The organism is Pseudomonas asgharzadehiana, assembly GCF_019139815.1.
GTDB classification, from domain to species: domain Bacteria; phylum Pseudomonadota; class Gammaproteobacteria; order Pseudomonadales; family Pseudomonadaceae; genus Aquipseudomonas; species Aquipseudomonas asgharzadehiana.
The window spans coordinates 2,380,685-2,398,704 of record NZ_CP077079.1 but is presented as its reverse complement, the minus strand read 5'-3'; the positions used below and the strand labels follow the sequence as shown (position 1 = coordinate 2,398,704).

Sequence of the window (18,020 nt, the reverse complement as noted above, 5' to 3'; positions counted from 1 at the left end):
TCCGTCAAACATCCTCATTAATGAGGAGGTGTCAGTGCGCGCCCATACGCATGGCAAGCTCGGTTCGATTACCAGAGTTTGTCTTGATCATCGCGTTCTTCAAATGAGTTCGAACCGTGGTGAAACCTATGGACATTATACGGGCGATCTCTTTATCGCTTCTACCTGCCGCAACGTGCTCTACAACAGCCCGTTCTCGTGGACTCAAAGCACCCTTAGGAGGCATTTCAGCTGCAAGTGCTTTCTGAAAATAGGGTGTGAGCGCGTTAAGCAGTGAAAGCTCTCTAATTCCAAACGCAGGTTGATCGACGCTACGCCATATGCGCAAATCACCCACATCCCGACCTTGGTTGAAGAAGAAAATGTTCACTCCATGGTGCATCCAGCACGGCTTGAGGAATTCGGCGTAGAGCTCACTTTGCTCTAAGCTTCGCCGACTGATCACGTCGTCGACACAGATAGCTTGGCGCTTGGATCTCAATGCCGGTGTTAAGATATCGTTCACGTGAATTCGCTTGTCATACTCCCTAAGCATTTGCGCATCAATATTGACCGCCGCGCAACGGGTTGATCGACTCAGTCCGCTATCCCAAAGGTACGAAGCTCCAAAGTCCGACCGCAGTAACAGCGTAACATCACCAAGCACCTGCTGACGCACGTCGTCACCCGCGCCACCTGTGCGGAGTCGCCAGACGACTTGAGCGAACAAGTCAAGCTCATAACTCGTCATAGTCATTTGGTTGATTTGCATGGCATGCCTCTGTAATTAACCCGGGCGTCCGAGCAATTTCTGGGCCTGATTGAGTCGGCTGGTAATGCGAAGAGTCTCAAAAAATCGTGGTATCGGTCGTGACTTCACTAGCGTAGGGCTCTTGCACTTATCTCGCTGCGATTTTCAGCCGGTTAGGAAATGGTTCCTATAGCACTGCTGATTGACACAGTTTTCTCCCTTTTTAGGTGAGTCGAATATTCTCGCCAAACGATATGTAGCTTCGATAAGTAACGTTCTTGGCGCTGCGACTTCACTTAACGACGACGCAACATAGCCATGATCAATAGATGCCTGACCATCTCCCGCTGAGCCACTGACGTCGAACACTAACGCCAACAACCAGACAAAGGCCTACTGCACAGCCTTGCCCTCGTCAATGGAGTCTTGGCTGTCCAGACCGTCCCTGCGAAGCTGGTCCATCAGCACATGGAGCAGCTGGCCCCAGGCCTTGCTTAAGGAAATCTTGCCATTCCGCAGAACCCCGAATTGGCAATTGAAGCCAATATTCCCGCAGGTGCGCTGAACATTTTGATCGGTGGCGGCTCTAGTAGGCAGAGGTTTGGTCGAACCCCCGGGCACAGACAAGGTTTCGTTCACCGGCTCGATACCGACCGGTATCGCTATCGGCGAGAGTGCCATGGGGGCCAGACTGACCCAGACCACGCTTGAACTGGACGAAAACTCCGCACGCTTCCTGCGTGATGTCGAACTGGCCAGGGCTGTAAGCGGCATTATCGAAGCCGAATTCCTGAATCCTAGAAAAATCTGCGCTACGAGCAAGCGTTTCTCTGTCCATCGCTTCCAGCTCAATCCAATCATGGACGAACTGCCGCAATGCATGGGCAAACTGAACATCAGCTCCCCCCCTGGATGAAAGCACTGATTCAGCCCGTCACTAACCGCGCGCGTCAACTTAAACTCGGTTAGTTTTTCGCAAAGGCTTGCGCAGAAACAGCACAATGATTTGCGGCTGCAATGCACACCATGACTGGATTTCTGGCGACGCACGAGGCCATCGCGCTCCAGCCGACTGAGAACCCCGGTCATGCTTGGCACGAGAATGCAAGCATGGTGAGCAAGCTGATGGCTCTCAGGCTTCCCCTGCTGACGCAATATCCGAATGATCCGCCATTGCTGTTCCGTCTGATTGTGCTTGTTAAGTGCCGGTCGAAAAAATGCCATTGCGGCTTCGCGGGCTTGCAATAACGCCAGCATCAGGGGAAGTCTAGGGGGAGCCATATAGAAATACTGGAATAGGCGATTCGGCAGCTTAGTGTCGCCAGCCTACCGGCCCAACGCCCCGCTTGCCCATCCCTCCCTCGGTCAAGATCAATGCATTCCTGCCAAAGCACTCTGAAAAGTGCAATTAATTCACCGTAAAAGCCATTTTTACGTACCCAATCGGCGGCCATGATCATCAGCACAAAATTAATAAGACAACAGCCAATTCACCTATGCTCTGCTCAACGCAACCCCGGCTACCGCTGGTGATACTCCCTCGGAATGATCTGCGCGTAGCGCTGGAAGAACCGACAGAAGTAAGCCGGATCCTCGAACCCAAGCTGATAGCAGATTTCATTGACGGAACTGCCTGTGAACAGCAGCAGACGTTTAGCTTCCTGCATCAGACGTTCCATCATAGACCGTTTGGGCGGCAGGTCGGCGATACTCCGACACACGTCATTGAACCATGCTTCCGCCACCCCGATACCGTCAGCGTAACGCGAAAAGGGTCAATGTTGCAGGGAATGAGCTTCAATCGATTAATTGAACCGGTGGAAAAGCCGGCCTTGCTTCCAACGAGTTGGAAAACAGGCACAACAAGCTCACCATGGTCAGTCGCGTCAAACTATCCAGCGCCGCGCTACGCCCGGGACGATAACTCACCATCTCTGCGCTCAACTCCTCGAACAGATAATCAAGGTTCCGACACCAGTCATGGAGGCAGCCAGTACAGCTTCGAGGTGTTCGCCTAGATCAAAAACGTGTGCATCTCGATGGGCAGTCATCACATTCCACGCTGGGGGGTTGAGCAACACCGGAATCCCCTAAGACAACAACAATTTCAGGAGAATCATCATGGGCGAAGTCGTCCTGGCCGCGAAAATCTGCCACGTCCCCTCGATGTATTTGTCGGAGCTGCCCGGCAAACACCATGGCTGCCGCGAGGCAGCGATTGCCGGCCACAAGGAAATCGGCCGGCGTGCCCGTGAACTGGGCGCCGACACCGCCGTGGTGTTCGACGTGCATTGGCTGGTCAACAGCGCCTACCACGTCAACAGCGGCGACCACTTCAAAGGCATCTACACCAGCAACGAGCTGCCGCACTTCATCAAGAACATGGAGTACGAGTACCCCGGCTGCCCGGAACTGGGCGAGCTGATCGCGCTTGAGGCCAACGCCGCCGACGTGCGCACTCTGGCCCACAACATTCCGAGCCTGGAGCTGGAATACGGCACCCTGGTGCCGATGCGCTACATGCACATGGGCGTACCGGAGGATCAAACACTCAACGTGGTGTCGATTGCCGCCTGGTGCGCCTGGCATCGCCTGCAAGACAGCTTCACCTTCGGCGCCGCCGTACGCCGCGCCATCGAAAAGAGCGACCGCAAAGTCGTGGTGCTGGCCTCGGGGTCGCTGTCGCACCGCTTCTCGGACGACCGCAATGCCGAAGCCAATATCCACAGCTGGACGCGCGAGTTCGACAAACAGGTCGACCTGCATGTGGTGGAACTGTGGCGCCAGGGCCGCTGGAAAGAATTCTGCGCCATGCTCCCCGACTACGCCGAGCACTGCTTTGGCGAAGGCAAGATGCACGACACCGCCATGCTTTTGGGGTTGCTCGGAGGGCCGGATTACACCCAGCCCGCCGAGATCATCACCGAACCCTTCGGCAGCTCGGGCACCGGGCAGATCAACGCCATTTTCCCTGTTTGACCGCATGGCCGCCCGGCATCCCCGCGCGACCTGAAGGAGCCCACCATGCCCCACTTCATCGCTGAGTACACCGACAACATCGAACAGCAGGCGGACCTGCCCGGCCTGTTCGAAACAGTCCACGCCACCCTGGGCGACAGCGGCGTATTCCCGCAGGGCGGCATCCGCAGCCGCGGCGTGCGCCTGGACACCTGGCGCATGGCCGACGGCAGGCACGACTACGCCTTCGTGCACATGACCCTCAAGGTCAGCCATGGCCGCGACCTGGCGACACGGCAGGCCGTCGCCGAAAAACTCTTCGACGTGATCATCGCGCACTTCGCCGAGCTGCAAGCCCAACGCCTGCTGGCCTTATCGTTTGAAATGGCCGAATTGCGCGAGCAGCTCAATTTCAAGCAGAACAATGTGCACGCCTTCCTCAAGGCACAGGTGAGTTAACCCGCCCCAGCCCGTTCGTCCCATCGGCCTCTCAGACAAAAAGTATAAAACCATGAGCACAGCCAATACCGCCGACACCCTTGCAACCGTCGCCCGCGACCGCACCCACAGCACCATCACCTGGCGGCTGATGCCGCTGTTGCTGATCTGCTACCTGTTCGCCCACCTCGACCGCATCAACATCGGCTTCGCCAAGATGCAGATGAGCGCCGACCTCAACTTCAGCGACACCGTCTACGGGTTCGGCGCCGGCCTGTTCTTCATCGCCTACGCGCTGTTCGGCGTGCCAAGCAACATGGCCCTGGACCGCGTCGGCCCACGGCGATGGATCGCCACGCTGATGGTGGTGTGGGGCGCACTGTCGACCTGCATGTTCCTGGTCGAAAGCGCGACGGGCTTCTATGTGCTGCGCTTTTTGCTCGGGGTCGCCGAGGCGGGTTTCTTTCCGGGCATCCTAGTGTTCCTGAACCGCTGGTACCCGGCCGGTCGGCGCGCACAAATCACTGCCTTGTTTGCGATAGCGGTGCCAATGGCCGGGGTGATCGGCGGGCCGCTCTCGGGCGGCATCCTTGAGCATTTTCATGACCTGGGCGGCCTGCGCGGCTGGCAGTGGATGTTCGTGATTGAGGGCGCGCCGGTGATTCTGCTCGGGCTGGTGGTGCTCAAATGCCTGCCGGACAATTTCGAGAGCGTCACCTGGCTGACACCTGCGCAAAAACAACACCTGCGAGAGCAACTGCACAGCGAAGAACAGCGAAAATCCATCACCTCGTTTTCCGCAATTCTGCACAACCGCCAGGTGTGGTTGCTGGTGGCGGTGTATTTCGCGGTGATGCTGGCGGTCAACACCCTGGCATTCTGGATGCCGACGCTGATCCACGGCGCCGGGGTCGGCAGCGACGGCAAGGTCGGTCTGCTCAGTGCAGTGCCGTACCTGGCCGGGTGCTTTTTCATGATCGGCTGCGGGCGCTCGTCCGATCGGCATCGTGAACGCCGCTGGCACCTGTGCGTGCCGTTGCTGATGTCGGCGGGCGGCATTGCCATTGCCGGGCTCGCCCCTGCCAATCCAACCCTGGTGCTGGGCGGCCTGATCATCGCCGGCATGGGCGCCAGCGCGGCGCTGCCGATGTTCTGGCAACTGCCGCCGGCGTTCCTGTCCAACCACACCCAAGCTGCCGGCATTGCCTTGATCAGCTCCTTCGGCAGCATTGCTTCGTTCTTCGCGCCCTACCTGATCGGCTGGATGCGCGACACTACCCACAGCGCCAGCGTGGCCCTCTACGTCCTGGCGCTGCTCATTGCACTCGGAGGCCTGCTGGTGCTGCGCACCCAGGCAGCCATCGTCAACCCTCACTAAGAGACCCTTGTCATACTCGATCAACAGCTTATACAGCAAGCCGCCGCACGCCTCGACCGCGCAGAGCGTTCAGGCGAGAAGGTGCGTCAGTTTTCTCTGGACCGTATGCGTCCGGCCAACACACCTTCCTGACCCCGGCGCCAAAGGCGATGGTGTCCACCTGAAAATGGACACCATCACCTTTGGTATTGTGGTCAGAAAGGTGTATTGGCCAGGCGCACGATCGAGCAATACCGAAGAAGGTTACCAATTAAGGCAGGGCTGCACTGCAACGGGTTTCAATCGAAACCGATGTCGATCTGTTTGCCTAGCACGGTATCCAGTTGCGCGACCAACCAATCTATTTCTTCGCGCGAAAGGATCAAAGGTGGGGACACCTGGATAAGCGGGGTACCCTCATGATCAACAGCGGCGCGACACAGCAACCCGGACTTGAACAAGGCAGGCCCGAGGCGAGTGCTGACAAACTCCTGGGAAGGCACAGCGGATGTCCAACTGCGGCTGGCCTTATCGGTGACCAGCTCGAGTGAGTAGTGATAACCATCGCCGCGCACGTCCCCCACAATAGAATGTACCTTGAGTCCTTCGAGCTTGGCACGGAAGTAGTCCTGATTGCGCCGTACATTTCCGAGTACGTCCTCGCGCTCCATGATTTCGATATTTGCAAGTGCAGCAGCGCATGCAGCCGGATGACCGCCATACGTCAGGCCATGCAGAAACATCTGGTGCGGACCGTTGAGAATGGGGTCCATAACAGCATCGCTAGTGATCATTCCCCCCAAGGGAAAATAGCCCGAGGCGATACCTTTAGCGAACGTGATGATGTCCGGCTTGATTCCGTAGCGTTTCGAGCCGAACCACTCACCAAGGCGGCCAAAGCCGCAGATCACCTCATCCGCGACCATGAGCACGGCGTACTTGTCGCACAGCGCGCGTAAACCCTCAGCATAACCGGCGGGCGGTGTCAGACTACCGCCAGCATTCTGCAGGGGCTCAATGAAAATCCCCGCAACGGTATCAGGCCCTTCCTGAATTATCAGGGATTCGATTTCATCGAGCAGAAACGCCGTAAACTGCGCTTCGCTTTCCCCTTCCGGACGCTTGTAGCGCTTGGTATTAGAAACATGTCGGACACCCGGTAGCAAAGGCTCGAAGATGTTTCGGATGTTGGTCATGCCGTTGAGTGAAAGCGCTCCATAACTGGTGCCGTGGTAGGACACTCGCCGAGCAATAAATTTGGTTTTGGCATGGTCACCCCGCGCCAGATGATACTGCCGAATCACCTTCATAGCAGACTCGTTGGACTCTGAGCCGCTTGATGTGAAAAAAACACGGTTCATCTTCGGCGGTGCCAGTGAGGCCAATTTCGCTGCCAGGCGAATGGACGGCTCGTGCGCAAAACCCCAGTTGGTGAAGTAAGGCAGTTGACTCATTTGACGTTTTACCGCTTCACCAATTTCTGCGCCGTGGCTGTAGCCAATATTCACGCAGTACAGACCGGCCAAACCGTCGAGATAGCGATTGCCGGACTCATCCCACACCCAGCACCCTTCGCCACGACTCATGATTGTAAGTGGGGTACTGTCGTAATAGGCGGCGTGAGTGAAGTGCATAAGCAAATGCTTCTTCGCCAAGGCCTGAAGCTCCTCACTTTTGCTGGAAGGAGCAGTCACATTTTCAAGGATCGTCATGGTAAAAATCTCTACGCAGATTAATTAACCGCCCCGGTAAGGGTGTCGTCATTGATGGTGTTTTCATCATCGTGCTGGTGCAATTGCGGCGTCGGCTTACGAAAGCCTTTGGTCAAACAGAACAGGTAAAGCAGCCCCCCTCCAAGCCAGACCATGCCCACCTCGAAAGTGGCGTGCGAAAGGTTGGTCCAAAGCCATAGCGTCAGGAACAGGCCGACCAACGGAACCACGCCGTATCGCACAGAGGCCTGGGGCCCTCGCAGTCCTTTGTCCCAGAGGAAGTGCTTGATGACGGCAAGATTGACGAAAGAGAACGCAGTCAACGCGCCAAAGCTGATCATTGTCGAGGCCAGGTCAAGACTGATGACCAGTGCGATCAGAGACAACAGGCTCACTAGTACAGTGGTTGAAATAGGGGTACCAAAACGCTTACTGGTCAGGCCGAAGATACGCTTGGGCAGTACGCCATTACGGCCCATGGCAAAGAGAATGCGCGCGACGCTGGCTTGTGAAGTGATCGCGCAGGCGAAACTCCCAGCGACATAAATAGCCGTGAAAAACGCGGACAGCAGTTGTCCGCCTACGTGCTGTATCACTTGAAAACTTGCCGAGTCGACATTTTCAAATGTACGCCAATCCGGAAACGCCAAGTGGCTGACATAGGCAACGGTGATGAACAGAAAGCCGCTGAACAAAGTGCACAACATGATGGCGCGCGGCAGGTTGCGCGTTGGGTTGCGGGTTTCTTCAGACAGCGTCGAAACCGCGTCAAAGCCCAAAAAGGACAGGCACAACGTGGCGGCACCGCTCAGTAAACCTTGATAGTTCATATCAGGGCTATAAAAAGGTGCAGAGAAAGAAACTGGAGGGGAGCTGGATAGTGAGACGACCGAGACTGCAATGAATACAACAATGAACAGGAACTGGACACCAATCAGAGCGAAGTTAACCTTGGCCAAGACTTTGATACCTAGAACGTTCAGCACCAATGCGGCAAAGATGCTGCCACAGATCCACATCCACATCGGCACGTCAGGGAAGTACTGGGCCATGTAAATACCGATGACTAGGTAGCAAATCATTGGGACGAAAAGGTAATCGAGCAACAATGCCCAACCGACCATGAAGCCGACTTTTCCACCGAATGCTGAACTGGCATAGGCATAGGCCGAGCCGGCATATGGCAATGAGGCGGCCATCCGTCCATAACTGTATGCGGTAAACACCATGGTTATCAGGGTAACAACGTATGCGGCGGGCAGATGCCCACCCGTAGTCTGGGTGACGAGCCCGTAAGTGGTGAAGACGGTCAGCGGCACCATATAGGCCAGACCAAACAGAACCAGTGAAGGCAAGCCAAGAACACGCGCCATGCGTCTCGGCGGCGTGGTATTGGAACTGGATGTACGCGAGCTGGGGAGCGCTGTGCCCTCTGCGGCTATTTGATTCATGCGTTTTAGTCCTGTACGTGGTTGACATCCAACGAACGGGCGGCTTCTAGGGTCGCCATTTGCACGCTTATTCTCTGGGCGACCGCGTTCGCTAAGTCAGAGCCGAAAAGGACAAAACAGGGGATAAAATCGGACAACAGGTATGGCTTGCGAAATGCGCCGGCAAGCACTCTGATTGCTAATGAACGATGCGGGCAGGACAACGCAGGCAAGCAACAAAGCTCACTTGGAAGTCGCCATTCGATAGGTAAGTAGCGACCGGGAAAGGGAGGTGATTTCGGCGCGAACGTGATCAGCCAATGGTCTGGTGGCGATACTCGCTGGGGGAAAATCCGGTCCATCGGCGAAAGGCATGACGAAAACTGGCGATGTCGCTATAGCCGAGGAATTCCGCAATTACTGCAATTTTTACTCCCTCCAGCAGCAATTCCTCAGCCCGCTTCTGACGTGCCTCGTCGAGCAATTGCTGGAAGGAAATGTCGATCGACTTCAGACGACGCCGCAGCGTCCGTTCCGTAAGGAAAAAATGCTCCGCCACGCGCCCCAATGAGCTGAATTCATTCAGGTCCCGATTGAGCAAACCGCGAATCTGCGAGATAAGGTCACTGGTGACCTTAGCCGCACCATCGCGTTCCATGTCGAGGCATTGCAGATAGAGTGCCTCGCCGCTGACGGCATTGGCCAACGCAGCAGGCTGATTCAACAGAACAGTGGGGAAATAAATCGCATTCTCGGCCGCCCCGTAACGGACTTCGCAACCAAACAGATCAGTGCAGTAGGCATGATACGAAGGGCGAGTGTGTTGAAGGGTAACGTCGAGCGGTTGTATCGGACACCCGGCGAGGTCCGCGATTATCGCCATGATCGCGGCGAGCATCATGTCTGTGCACATGGGTTCGAGCTGTTTTGCGTAGAAGTAATCATCAACAACGATCGCTGTCCAGTCACCCTCCTCTCGCATGGTGACGTTAAAGTACAGGCCCATCAGCAACGGGAAGTTGCTCAAGCACTGGATGGCATCCTTGACCGTTGCGCTGACCAACATCGTATAGCCAGGCAGGCCGAAGCAGGACACGTGTAGACGCCTTCCAATCTCAAGCCCTACCGTCGCATCGCCGCTGAGCATCAGAAGATTCTCGAACACTTTCAGCTCTTGCTCTCGGGTCAGGCTGGTGGAGGGCGAATGCAAGCGATCCGCCTGTAAATGGCAGTCGCGCAGAACGGCATCTACGCTGAGGCCACGTTGCCGGGCGAAATCGACGACCAACGCTATGGCGTGTGCCGTTACGGGTATCTGACCAGGATGTACGGACCGAAGAAACATACGCGTTTCGTTCGCCTGATCGAACAGCGCATGTTGAGCGACGACACACTGTCCCTTGAAGCTTATAACAGGGGAAGCGCTGGGTACTCGTAAATGATGCATATGTGCCCCACAAGCGAATTGCCAATTTTTTTGGCCAAATCGGTAGCAAGCTTGCCAATTGCCCGTACCGCAAACCGGAATCGGTAAGCGAAGTGAACGAATAAAGCAACTTCTGCGCCATGCACTGAACTTATGCACCAAAGCCCCGCCAGTAAACGTGAGGGGCAGATGCACCAAAAGGTGCACCGTCTCAAATCACCGCGGATCTGCAATAGTTCTCCGCACCAATGGAGCACATTGTCTCGTTTACGCTGCAATGGATGTTCAGGTCGCCCTGATCGCCCACTGTTGCAGGTGCACCACGCTGTCGCGATAGGGTTTCAGACTCAAGCTCAGCAACAGAACTGAGAACAACACCGCGATGCTGGTAACAATCATCAGTGAGTAGCGAAGTGACATATCATCGCCAAAGACGTAGTCGGTCATTACCGCTACCGCCGTTGGCCCAATGCCCAAGCCGATCAGCGTTATCACAAACAGGTAAATCGCCGATGCCTGGCCGCGCATCGAGTTGGGCATGATCTCCTGAATGGCTGCCGGCGCCACACCAAACGGCATGCTCAGAAAGAACACGGCGGGCGCGACCAGAATCGCCGCCCATTGCGCGCTCTCCATCACAGGAAAGGCCAGTACAAAAGGTAAAGCACCCAAGGCAGCATATAGACCCACACGCATATTGGCGTCGCTGCTGCCCCGCCTCGCAATCCAGTCGGCGAGCCTCCCGCCGAATACGACTCCCAAGCAACCAAATATTGCCATTATACCGCCGTATACGATCCCGACCTGACCGGCGTCCCAGCCATAGGTGCGAATGAAGAATGTCGGAACCCAGGCTGCACTGCCGTAACCGGCGAAGGCCAAGCCGGCAAAGCCGAAATTATGGCAAAGCACGGTCCGTTTGTTGGCACGCAGATACCGGCCGACCTCCAATAACGGCACTGCGATACCGGCCCCGGCGCCGTGTCTTGCAGGCTCCCTGATCGCTAACAGAAGCAGGTTGAAAAGTACCCCCGCGGCGCCAAGGGCGAGAAAAATCAGCTGCCACGGACGCACTTCACCGAGCACAGGCAGCAGTACATCACCTTGGGCAGAGACCAGCTTGATGACCAAACCACCAAACAGAAACGCAAAACCCGAGCCGAGGTATACCCCCATCGAATAAACACTGATTGCCGTAGCACGGCGCTCGGCGGGAAAGCTGTCCGCTATCAGTGAATAGGCCGCGGGTGATAAGGCTGCCTCGCCGACGCCGACGCCGATCCGGCAGATCAGGAATTGCCAGTAAAGCCTGGCCAAACCACAGGCTGCGGTGGCCGCGCTCCAGAACAATATGCCAAAGGCGATCAAGCCGCGCCTGCTCCTGGTGTCGGCCAGGCGCCCGAGAGGAATGCCGCATACAGTGTAGAAAAGCGCAAACGACAGTCCCATCAACAGACTCATCTGGGTGTCGCTGATCATCAGGTCGCGACGTATTGGGCCCACCAGCAGATTGAGGATTTGCCGGTCAACAAATGACAACACGTAGGCCATCATCAATATGGTGACCGTACCCCAGGCACGGGCTTTGGAGGGATAAATATTATTGTTATTGGGCATGGCAACTTCCTTGAAAACATTAGCTGACAAACCGCAAGGCAGAGTTTTCTTGCCTGCTTGATCTGGTCGTGATGACTACTTGTTTCCGTACACCACGTACGTTCGTGTAAGCGGCTCTCGACCAGATGCAAGCTGGATGATCACTCACCAACGATCTCAAACTCCTGAAAGCAAAATAATTATCCTCGCGCCGCGAGCTCGGTCTTTCGTATTAATTTCTTGTCAACTTTGCCAACGCTTGTCTTGGGGATATCATCGACAAACAGAAATTTTTTAGGGATGGCCCACTTATTAATGCTGCCATTGTCGACGAACTGCATCAGGTAATCTTCCAGATTCGCCTGATTAATCTGCAATGATGGTGTGCATACAACCATCGCCATTGGCCGTTCGCCCCACTGAAGATCAGGAATACCCACCACCGCAACGGACATGACGGCAGGATGCTTACTGATCAGACTCTCCAATTCCAAAGAGCTGATCCACTCGCCGCCAGTCTTGATGACATCTTTGATACGGTCCTTGATTTCCAATACACCGCGCGCATTGATAGAACCTATATCGCCGGTGTGCAGCCAGCCTCCATCCCAGAGTTCGGCACCTTTTTCCGGGTCATGCAGGTAGCCCTGGGTCAACCAGGGCGCACGTACCACCACCTCCCCCATCGACTCCCCGTCGTGCAAAACGTCCTTGCCACAGGCGTCGACGATCTTCAGGTCGACCATCGCAGCTGGTACTCCGGTTTTGATCCTGAGCGGTAGCTGCTCCTCCATTGACTGTTCAAGCTCAGAAGCGCGCAGATAAGTTGCACATAGAACCGGGCAGGTTTCGGACATACCGTAACCGCTGAACACCTGCATGCCAGTCGCTGCTGCCTGACTTGCGGTGCCAAGTGCCAGGGCACTCCCGCCCAAGAGCATTTTCCAGCGACTGAAGTCCGTCCCGGCTGCCTCAGGGCACCCCATAATCATCTGCAGTATGGTTGGCACGCAGTGGCTGAACGTAACCTTCTCTTGCCTGTAGAGGCGAACCAGCGTATTGGGTTCGTAGCGTCCCGGATAAACCTGTTTCACCCCCATCAACGTCGCCACATAGGGCACTCCCCAGGCGTGTACATGGAACATTGGGGTGATTGGCATATAGACATCGTCAGAGCGAAGCAGCGGCAACCCTTGATAGGCACTAAAAGTGCCCACCATGGACAGGGTGTGCAGCACCAGCTGACGATGGCTGAAGAACACCCCCTTCGGGTTACCGGTCGTGCCTGTTGTGTAGAACACGGTGGCAACCGAGTTCTCGTCAAAATCGGGGAAGTCATAAGTCGCAGGGGATTGCGACAGCAACTGCTCGTACTCGCCCACTACGGGCAAAGTCGTTGCCTTGGCCGTCTCGTCGCTCAGTTGGATGTAACCTTTGACAGTTGTCAGTCCGCCATGAATTTGTTCCAGCAGCGGCAGAAAATCATCATGGGCAAGGACTAAATCATCCTGCGCATGGTTCATCGTATAAAGCACCTGCTCGGCAGACAGGCGAATATTTACCGTATGCAGCACGGCGCCGATCATCGGCACCGCGAAAAAGCACTCCAGATAGCGATGACTGTCCCAATCCAGCATCGCCACGGTGTCCCCAGCCTTGACGCCTGCAGCGGTCAGCACGTTGGCCAGTTGCCGGATACGCTCATTGAGCGTGCGGTAGCTGTAACGCAGCTTGTCAGCGTAGACAATCTCCTGTTCTGTTTCATAGCGCTGCCCTGAAAGCAGCAGACTCTTGATCAGCAATGGGTATTCGTACGCGCCTGGCGAAGGGAAAATTATTTTTGTTTTAACCATGAGGACATCTCCCAGAGGGATTTCATCGAATTTCAATAAGGTCTTGTTGGCGCTGGCACCATCGCTTGAACTGATGTGGGCCAGCGCTCCGAGGGGTCAGAACTGCGCGGCGTCGAGTTCGTAAAGCGACTCACTGCCGGCCTTTACTGCCGCGCTCAATGATTGAATGCGTGGTAATAGACGAGCGAAGTAGAAGCGCGCAGTGCCGAGTTTGCTCACATAAAAATCTTCTTGTTCCTGCTTGTCCAAAGCTGCGCGCGCCATCAGCGCCCACATGTAGGCGTATGCGGTGTAACCGAATACCTGGAGGTACTCCACCGAGGCGGCGCCGATCTCATTTGGATTAGCCCTGGCCTGCACGATGACCCAGGCGGTGAGCGCATCAAGGATGTCGATGGCGGCTTGCAACGGTACGGTGAATTCGCTCAGTCTCGCATCGGCAGCGCTGATGAAATCCTTCACTTCGTTACTGAAATGTTTGTAGTAACTACCACCGCAGCCGACCACCTTGCGTCCCATCAAGTCGAGCGCCTGGATGCCATTGGTACCTTCGTATATCTGGGTGATACGGCAGTCCCGAATCAACTGCTCCTGGCCCCACTCGCGAATGAAACCATGACCACCAAAGATCTGTTGGCCATGCACCGTGGTCTCTAACCCCATATCAGTGAGGAACGCCTTTGCGACGGGGGTCAACAAGGCCACCATTTCTTCGGCACGCTCTCGCGTGGTGGCATCTTCGCTGTACTTGGCAGTGTCCAGTTGCATCGCCACGTAGCTGTAGAAAGCACGCCCCCCTTCGTTCAGAGCTTTCATCGTCAGCAACATTCGGCGAACGTCCGGGTGCACGATGATCGGATCAGCAACCTTGTCTTTGGCTTGGGGTCCCGTCGGTGCGCGACTCTGGATACGGTCCCGGGCGTATTCGACCGCGTTCTGGTATGACCGCTCGCCTAACGCAAGACCTTGAATACCGACGCCCAGGCGCTCGTAGTTCATCATGGTGAACATCGCCGCCAGTCCCTTGTTTGGTGCATCGACAATCCAGCCGGTGGCGCCGTCGAAGTTCATTACACAAGTGGCCGCGCCCTTGATGCCCATCTTGTGTTCGATCGAACCGCAGTGGGCTGCATTGCGTTCACCCAACGAGCCATCGGCGTTGACCAGGAACTTAGGCACGATAAAAAGCGAAATACCTTTGGGGCCAGCAGGGGCGTCCGGAAGCTTGGCCAGTACCAGATGTATGATGTTTTCGGTCAGGTCCTGCTCGCCACCGGTAATGAATATTTTGGTGCCGGTGACCGTGTAGCTGCCATCGGCCTGCGGTTCGGCCTTGGTACGGATAATCCCAAGATCGGTACCCGCATGCGGTTCAGTCAGGCACATTGATCCAGTCCACCGGCCCTCGTACATATTGGGCAGGTATTGGCTCTTAAGCTCTTCACTGGCGTGGTTCAAAATCGACAGGCAGGCCCCGGCAGTTAACATCGGGTATAGGGCAAACGACATGTTTGCCGAGTTGACCATTTCTTCGACATGGGCGCCGATCAATTTAGGCATGCCCATCCCGCCAAATTCCGGCGCACCGCCGACACCCACCCAGCCACCTTCTGCATAGGTTCGGTAGGCCTGGGGGAAACCTTCAGGAGTCTTCACCGCGCCGTCGCGCCATGAGCATCCCTCTTCGTCGCCGCTTCGATTGAGCGGAGCGATCACTTCACCAGTAATTTTGCCGGCCTCCTCCAAGATGGCCATAGCGGTCTCTTCATCTGCCACCTCGGCCAAGGCAGGCATTTGAGCCCACAATTTAGAGACTTCGAGCACTTCATTGAGGACAAAGCGCATATCGCGCAACGGAGCTTTGTAATCAGCCATAACAGAGTCTCTTAATATTGTTTGCATGGGTATGTAGTGGTTGATGTAGGGCCAGCTTCACTTGCGAGCTATACGCTTGCGGGTCGCGGGAACATTCCAAAGAACGGAGTGCACCGGCAACGGCAGAACGCTGGAAAGCGATCCAAGCACAATTGCACTCAATACTGCGGGCCTCTGCGACGCTGTCAGTTCAGACTGTTCAAGCCAGCTTGGCAGGTTGTTCAACCAGGCCATTACCGCGTGCACGGTCGCCGCAAGCACCGGCGAGGGTGCGTTCGCCCCAGCCTCGCGCAACAGCACCAGAAAACGATGTTCGTACTCTTGTCGCATCTTGCAAATGTGTTGCTGATGCTCCAGCGAAAGGCAGTGGAACTCACGCTCAGCGATTAGAAAGTGCATGGCGCGTCGCTCGTGCAAGCCAATATGCGCATGCACGAACGCCTTCAAGCACGCAAGAGAGCAATCCTTATCGCGGCATCGCGCTAACGCAATCAAGTCGGTGAAGAGCTCCTCGATCAACTCGAACAGCAGCTGTTCTTTGCTCTCAAAATGGCAGTAGAAGGAGCCGGGGCCCATCCCCAGTTGCTGCGCCAGTTCACGCAAGCTCACCCGAGCAAAACCTCGCTGGGCGAAAAGCTGCAAGGCGGTTTTGCGCAGTGGTTCCAATCGCGAAGAGATAGACTCCTCAGTGCCTTTATCACCCAATTGATTCATTCACCGACGTACCTCTAGACTCGCTCAAAGATCGCTGCGATGCCCTGACCACCACCGATACACATGGTCGCCAATGCATAGCGTCCCTGGATGCGATGGAGTTCGTGGACAGCTTTGGTCACGATCATCGCTCCGGTAGCACCCACTGGATGGCCGATGGAAATGCCTGACCCATTCGGGTTGACTCTGGCAGGATCAAATTCAAGCTCGCGTGCCACAACAAAGGCCTGGGAAGCGAAGGCTTCGTTGGACTCGATCACGTCAAGGTCTGCGACCGTCAAGCCGGCGCGTTTCAGAGCAAGACGAGTAGCAGGAATTGGTCCCAGCCCCATCAGCTCCGGCTCAACGCCGGAACACGCGTAGCTGACCAGACGCGCCAGCGGACGCAAGTTATCGCTCCTGACCGCCGCATCAGTTGCCAACAGCAGCGCTGCGGCGCCGTCGTTCAAGCCCGAAGCGTTGCCGGCGGTAACTGTTCCGTCCGGTTTGAACGCCGCTTTCATAGCTGCCAACTGTTCCAGCGTGACATCACCGCGCACGTGCTCATCAACCTCGAACAGTTGCATGCCTTTACGCGTTTTCACTTCAACCGGTACGATTTGCCCGACAAAGCGACCCTCAGAGATGGCGCGAGCCGCGCGTTTCTGGCTTTCCAGCGCGAGCGCATCCTGATCGGCGCGGCTGACACCATAACGCTCGGCGATGTTCTCGGCGGTAATGCCCATGTGAATGCGGTGAAAGGGGTCATGCAAAATACCCAGCATGTAGTCAATCGCCTGCATGTCGCCCAGACGCCCACCCCATCGTGCGCCAGGAAGCATGTACGGCCCACGGCTCATACTCTCGGCACCGCCGGCAATTGCAACCTCGTTTTCCCCCAACAACAGGCCCTGTGCCGCTGAAATAATCGCCTGCAGGCCGGACCCGCACAGGCGGTTGACGTTGAACGCTGGAGTCTCCTTAGGTATGCCAGCCTGGATGGCGGCAACCCGAGAAAGATAGGCGTCACGCGTATCGGTTGGGATTACAGTGCCCATCACAACATTGCCGACACGGTCCGGTGCGCAACCGCTGCGTTGCAGGGCAGCCTGCACGGCCGTCGTCGCCAATTGCGATGGCGGTATATCCTTTAGCGTGCCACCGAAGGTGCCAATTGCAGTTCGTGTGGCGCTGACGATAAACACTTCAGGTGTAGACATGGAAACCCCACTCAGTTTTTTTATTAAGTTGCACATGCTCTTCGGCCAGCTTGAAAATCAAGTCTCGTCGAGTTAGTTACTCTCTCACTCAGTTTTTGCTGGCGCTGCCGTTCGCAGACAGACTTACGATGTAATCGATGATCGCCTTGCGATCAGCATCTCCACTGATCTGCAAAGAAATACCGCGCATCCAGAGCCCAAGCTGATCGGCGTGACCGCCACTGCCGCGCACCCCCTGCACGTAGTTAACGAGCTGACGATCGAGATAGCTGGCGTCGAGAATGCGCAGGTTGGGTGCCTTAAGGTAGGCAAAGCCCTCGCCTTCTGGCCCATGGCAGCTGGCGCAAGTACCCTGGTAAATATTCCGGCCCCGTGCTGCCTGCTCGCCAACTACGACCTGCGACCGCGGCGGCTCCAGACTCGCGTAATGAGTCGCCAGGCGTTCGATTTCAGCCTCGTCGATATTGGCCACTATGGCGCGCATCTGTGCGCCGTAGGTGTCCTTGGGGTCGTAGCCGCGCGAACCGGTTTTGAAACCGCGCATCTGCTGTGCCAGGTAAACGGGATGCTGACCCGCCAGGTTCGGCACACCTAGCGCGGCATTGCCCTGCCCCTGCGCACCATGACATGCGACACAGGTCCCGAGCGTCGTCGCGTTGGGCGCCTCGGCAGCCCAGACTTTCAACGTCGCGACAAGCAGGAGCAGGCCGAAACTGATGTTTGCTTTCATGG

At 56.3% G+C, this 18,020-nt stretch carries 13 protein-coding genes and 4 pseudogenes; 5 read left to right on the top strand and 12 right to left on the bottom strand.

From position 1 onward, the window contains the following. Positions 1-31: 31 nt before the first annotated feature. The 3 genes and pseudogenes from KSS96_RS11205 to KSS96_RS11190 all read right to left on the bottom strand — a co-directional run. Positions 32-751, bottom strand: coding sequence for a helix-turn-helix transcriptional regulator (locus tag KSS96_RS11205; protein ID WP_027912486.1), 720 nt, complete (start codon positions 749-751; stop codon positions 32-34). Positions 752-1,759: 1,008 nt separating this feature from the next. Then, positions 1,760-2,011: pseudogene (locus KSS96_RS11195) on the bottom strand (MarR family transcriptional regulator); the annotation flags it as partial. Between the two features lie 239 nt (positions 2,012-2,250). Beyond that, positions 2,251-2,701, bottom strand: a pseudogene (locus KSS96_RS11190) (helix-turn-helix domain-containing protein); the annotation flags it as partial. A gap of 14 nt (positions 2,702-2,715) precedes the next feature. Between KSS96_RS11190 and KSS96_RS28280 the strand changes: the two are divergent. The 5 genes and pseudogenes from KSS96_RS28280 to KSS96_RS11170 all read left to right on the top strand — a co-directional run. After that, positions 2,716-2,802 (top strand): annotated as a pseudogene (locus KSS96_RS28280) (hypothetical protein); the annotation flags it as partial. A 49-nt stretch (positions 2,803-2,851) separates the two neighbouring features. Next, positions 2,852-3,709 (top strand): 3,4-dihydroxyphenylacetate 2,3-dioxygenase, encoded by an 858-nt coding sequence (hpaD, locus tag KSS96_RS11185; protein WP_217856256.1) that lies wholly within the window; start codon positions 2,852-2,854, stop codon positions 3,707-3,709. A gap of 45 nt (positions 3,710-3,754) precedes the next feature. Then, the gene (locus KSS96_RS11180; RefSeq protein WP_217856254.1) at positions 3,755-4,147 is read left to right on the top strand and encodes a tautomerase family protein; all 393 of its coding nucleotides are present in this window, start codon (positions 3,755-3,757) and stop codon (positions 4,145-4,147) included. Between the two features lie 52 nt (positions 4,148-4,199). Beyond that, complete coding sequence (locus KSS96_RS11175) at positions 4,200-5,504, top strand: MFS transporter (RefSeq protein ID WP_217856252.1); 1,305 nt, start codon at positions 4,200-4,202, stop codon at positions 5,502-5,504. Positions 5,505-5,516: 12 nt separating this feature from the next. Further along, positions 5,517-5,606, top strand: a pseudogene (locus tag KSS96_RS11170) (2-oxo-hept-4-ene-1,7-dioate hydratase); the annotation flags it as partial. Between the two features lie 176 nt (positions 5,607-5,782). Here KSS96_RS11170 and KSS96_RS11165 read toward each other — a convergent pair. The 9 genes from KSS96_RS11165 to KSS96_RS11125 all read right to left on the bottom strand — a co-directional run bounded on the left by KSS96_RS11165 (position 5,783) and on the right by KSS96_RS11125 (position 18,018). Next, positions 5,783-7,195: an aspartate aminotransferase family protein gene (locus KSS96_RS11165; RefSeq protein WP_217856250.1), complete on the bottom strand. Its 1,413-nt coding sequence runs from the start codon at positions 7,193-7,195 to the stop codon at positions 5,783-5,785. A gap of 20 nt (positions 7,196-7,215) precedes the next feature. Next, on the bottom strand, positions 7,216-8,646 hold the full coding sequence (locus KSS96_RS11160) for an APC family permease (protein ID WP_217856248.1): 1,431 nt from the start codon (positions 8,644-8,646) through the stop codon (positions 7,216-7,218). Positions 8,647-8,938: 292 nt separating this feature from the next. Then, positions 8,939-10,072 (bottom strand): AraC family transcriptional regulator, encoded by a 1,134-nt coding sequence (locus tag KSS96_RS11155; protein WP_217856246.1) that lies wholly within the window; start codon positions 10,070-10,072, stop codon positions 8,939-8,941. Positions 10,073-10,336: 264 nt separating this feature from the next. Continuing rightward, the gene (locus tag KSS96_RS11150; protein ID WP_217856244.1) at positions 10,337-11,668 is read right to left on the bottom strand and encodes a spinster family MFS transporter; all 1,332 of its coding nucleotides are present in this window, start codon (positions 11,666-11,668) and stop codon (positions 10,337-10,339) included. 179 nt (positions 11,669-11,847) lie between these two features. Further along, complete coding sequence (locus KSS96_RS11145; RefSeq protein ID WP_217856242.1) at positions 11,848-13,500, bottom strand: fatty acid--CoA ligase; 1,653 nt, start codon at positions 13,498-13,500, stop codon at positions 11,848-11,850. 96 nt (positions 13,501-13,596) lie between these two features. Then, positions 13,597-15,375, bottom strand: coding sequence for an acyl-CoA dehydrogenase C-terminal domain-containing protein (locus KSS96_RS11140; RefSeq protein ID WP_217856240.1), 1,779 nt, complete (start codon positions 15,373-15,375; stop codon positions 13,597-13,599). A 57-nt stretch (positions 15,376-15,432) separates the two neighbouring features. Further along, positions 15,433-16,089: a TetR/AcrR family transcriptional regulator gene (locus tag KSS96_RS11135; RefSeq protein ID WP_217856238.1), complete on the bottom strand. Its 657-nt coding sequence runs from the start codon at positions 16,087-16,089 to the stop codon at positions 15,433-15,435. Positions 16,090-16,103: 14 nt separating this feature from the next. Further along, complete coding sequence (locus KSS96_RS11130; RefSeq protein ID WP_217856236.1) at positions 16,104-17,288, bottom strand: acetyl-CoA C-acyltransferase family protein; 1,185 nt, start codon at positions 17,286-17,288, stop codon at positions 16,104-16,106. 88 nt (positions 17,289-17,376) lie between these two features. After that, on the bottom strand, positions 17,377-18,018 hold the full coding sequence (locus KSS96_RS11125; RefSeq protein ID WP_217856234.1) for a c-type cytochrome: 642 nt from the start codon (positions 18,016-18,018) through the stop codon (positions 17,377-17,379). Positions 18,019-18,020: the final 2 nt, after the last annotated feature.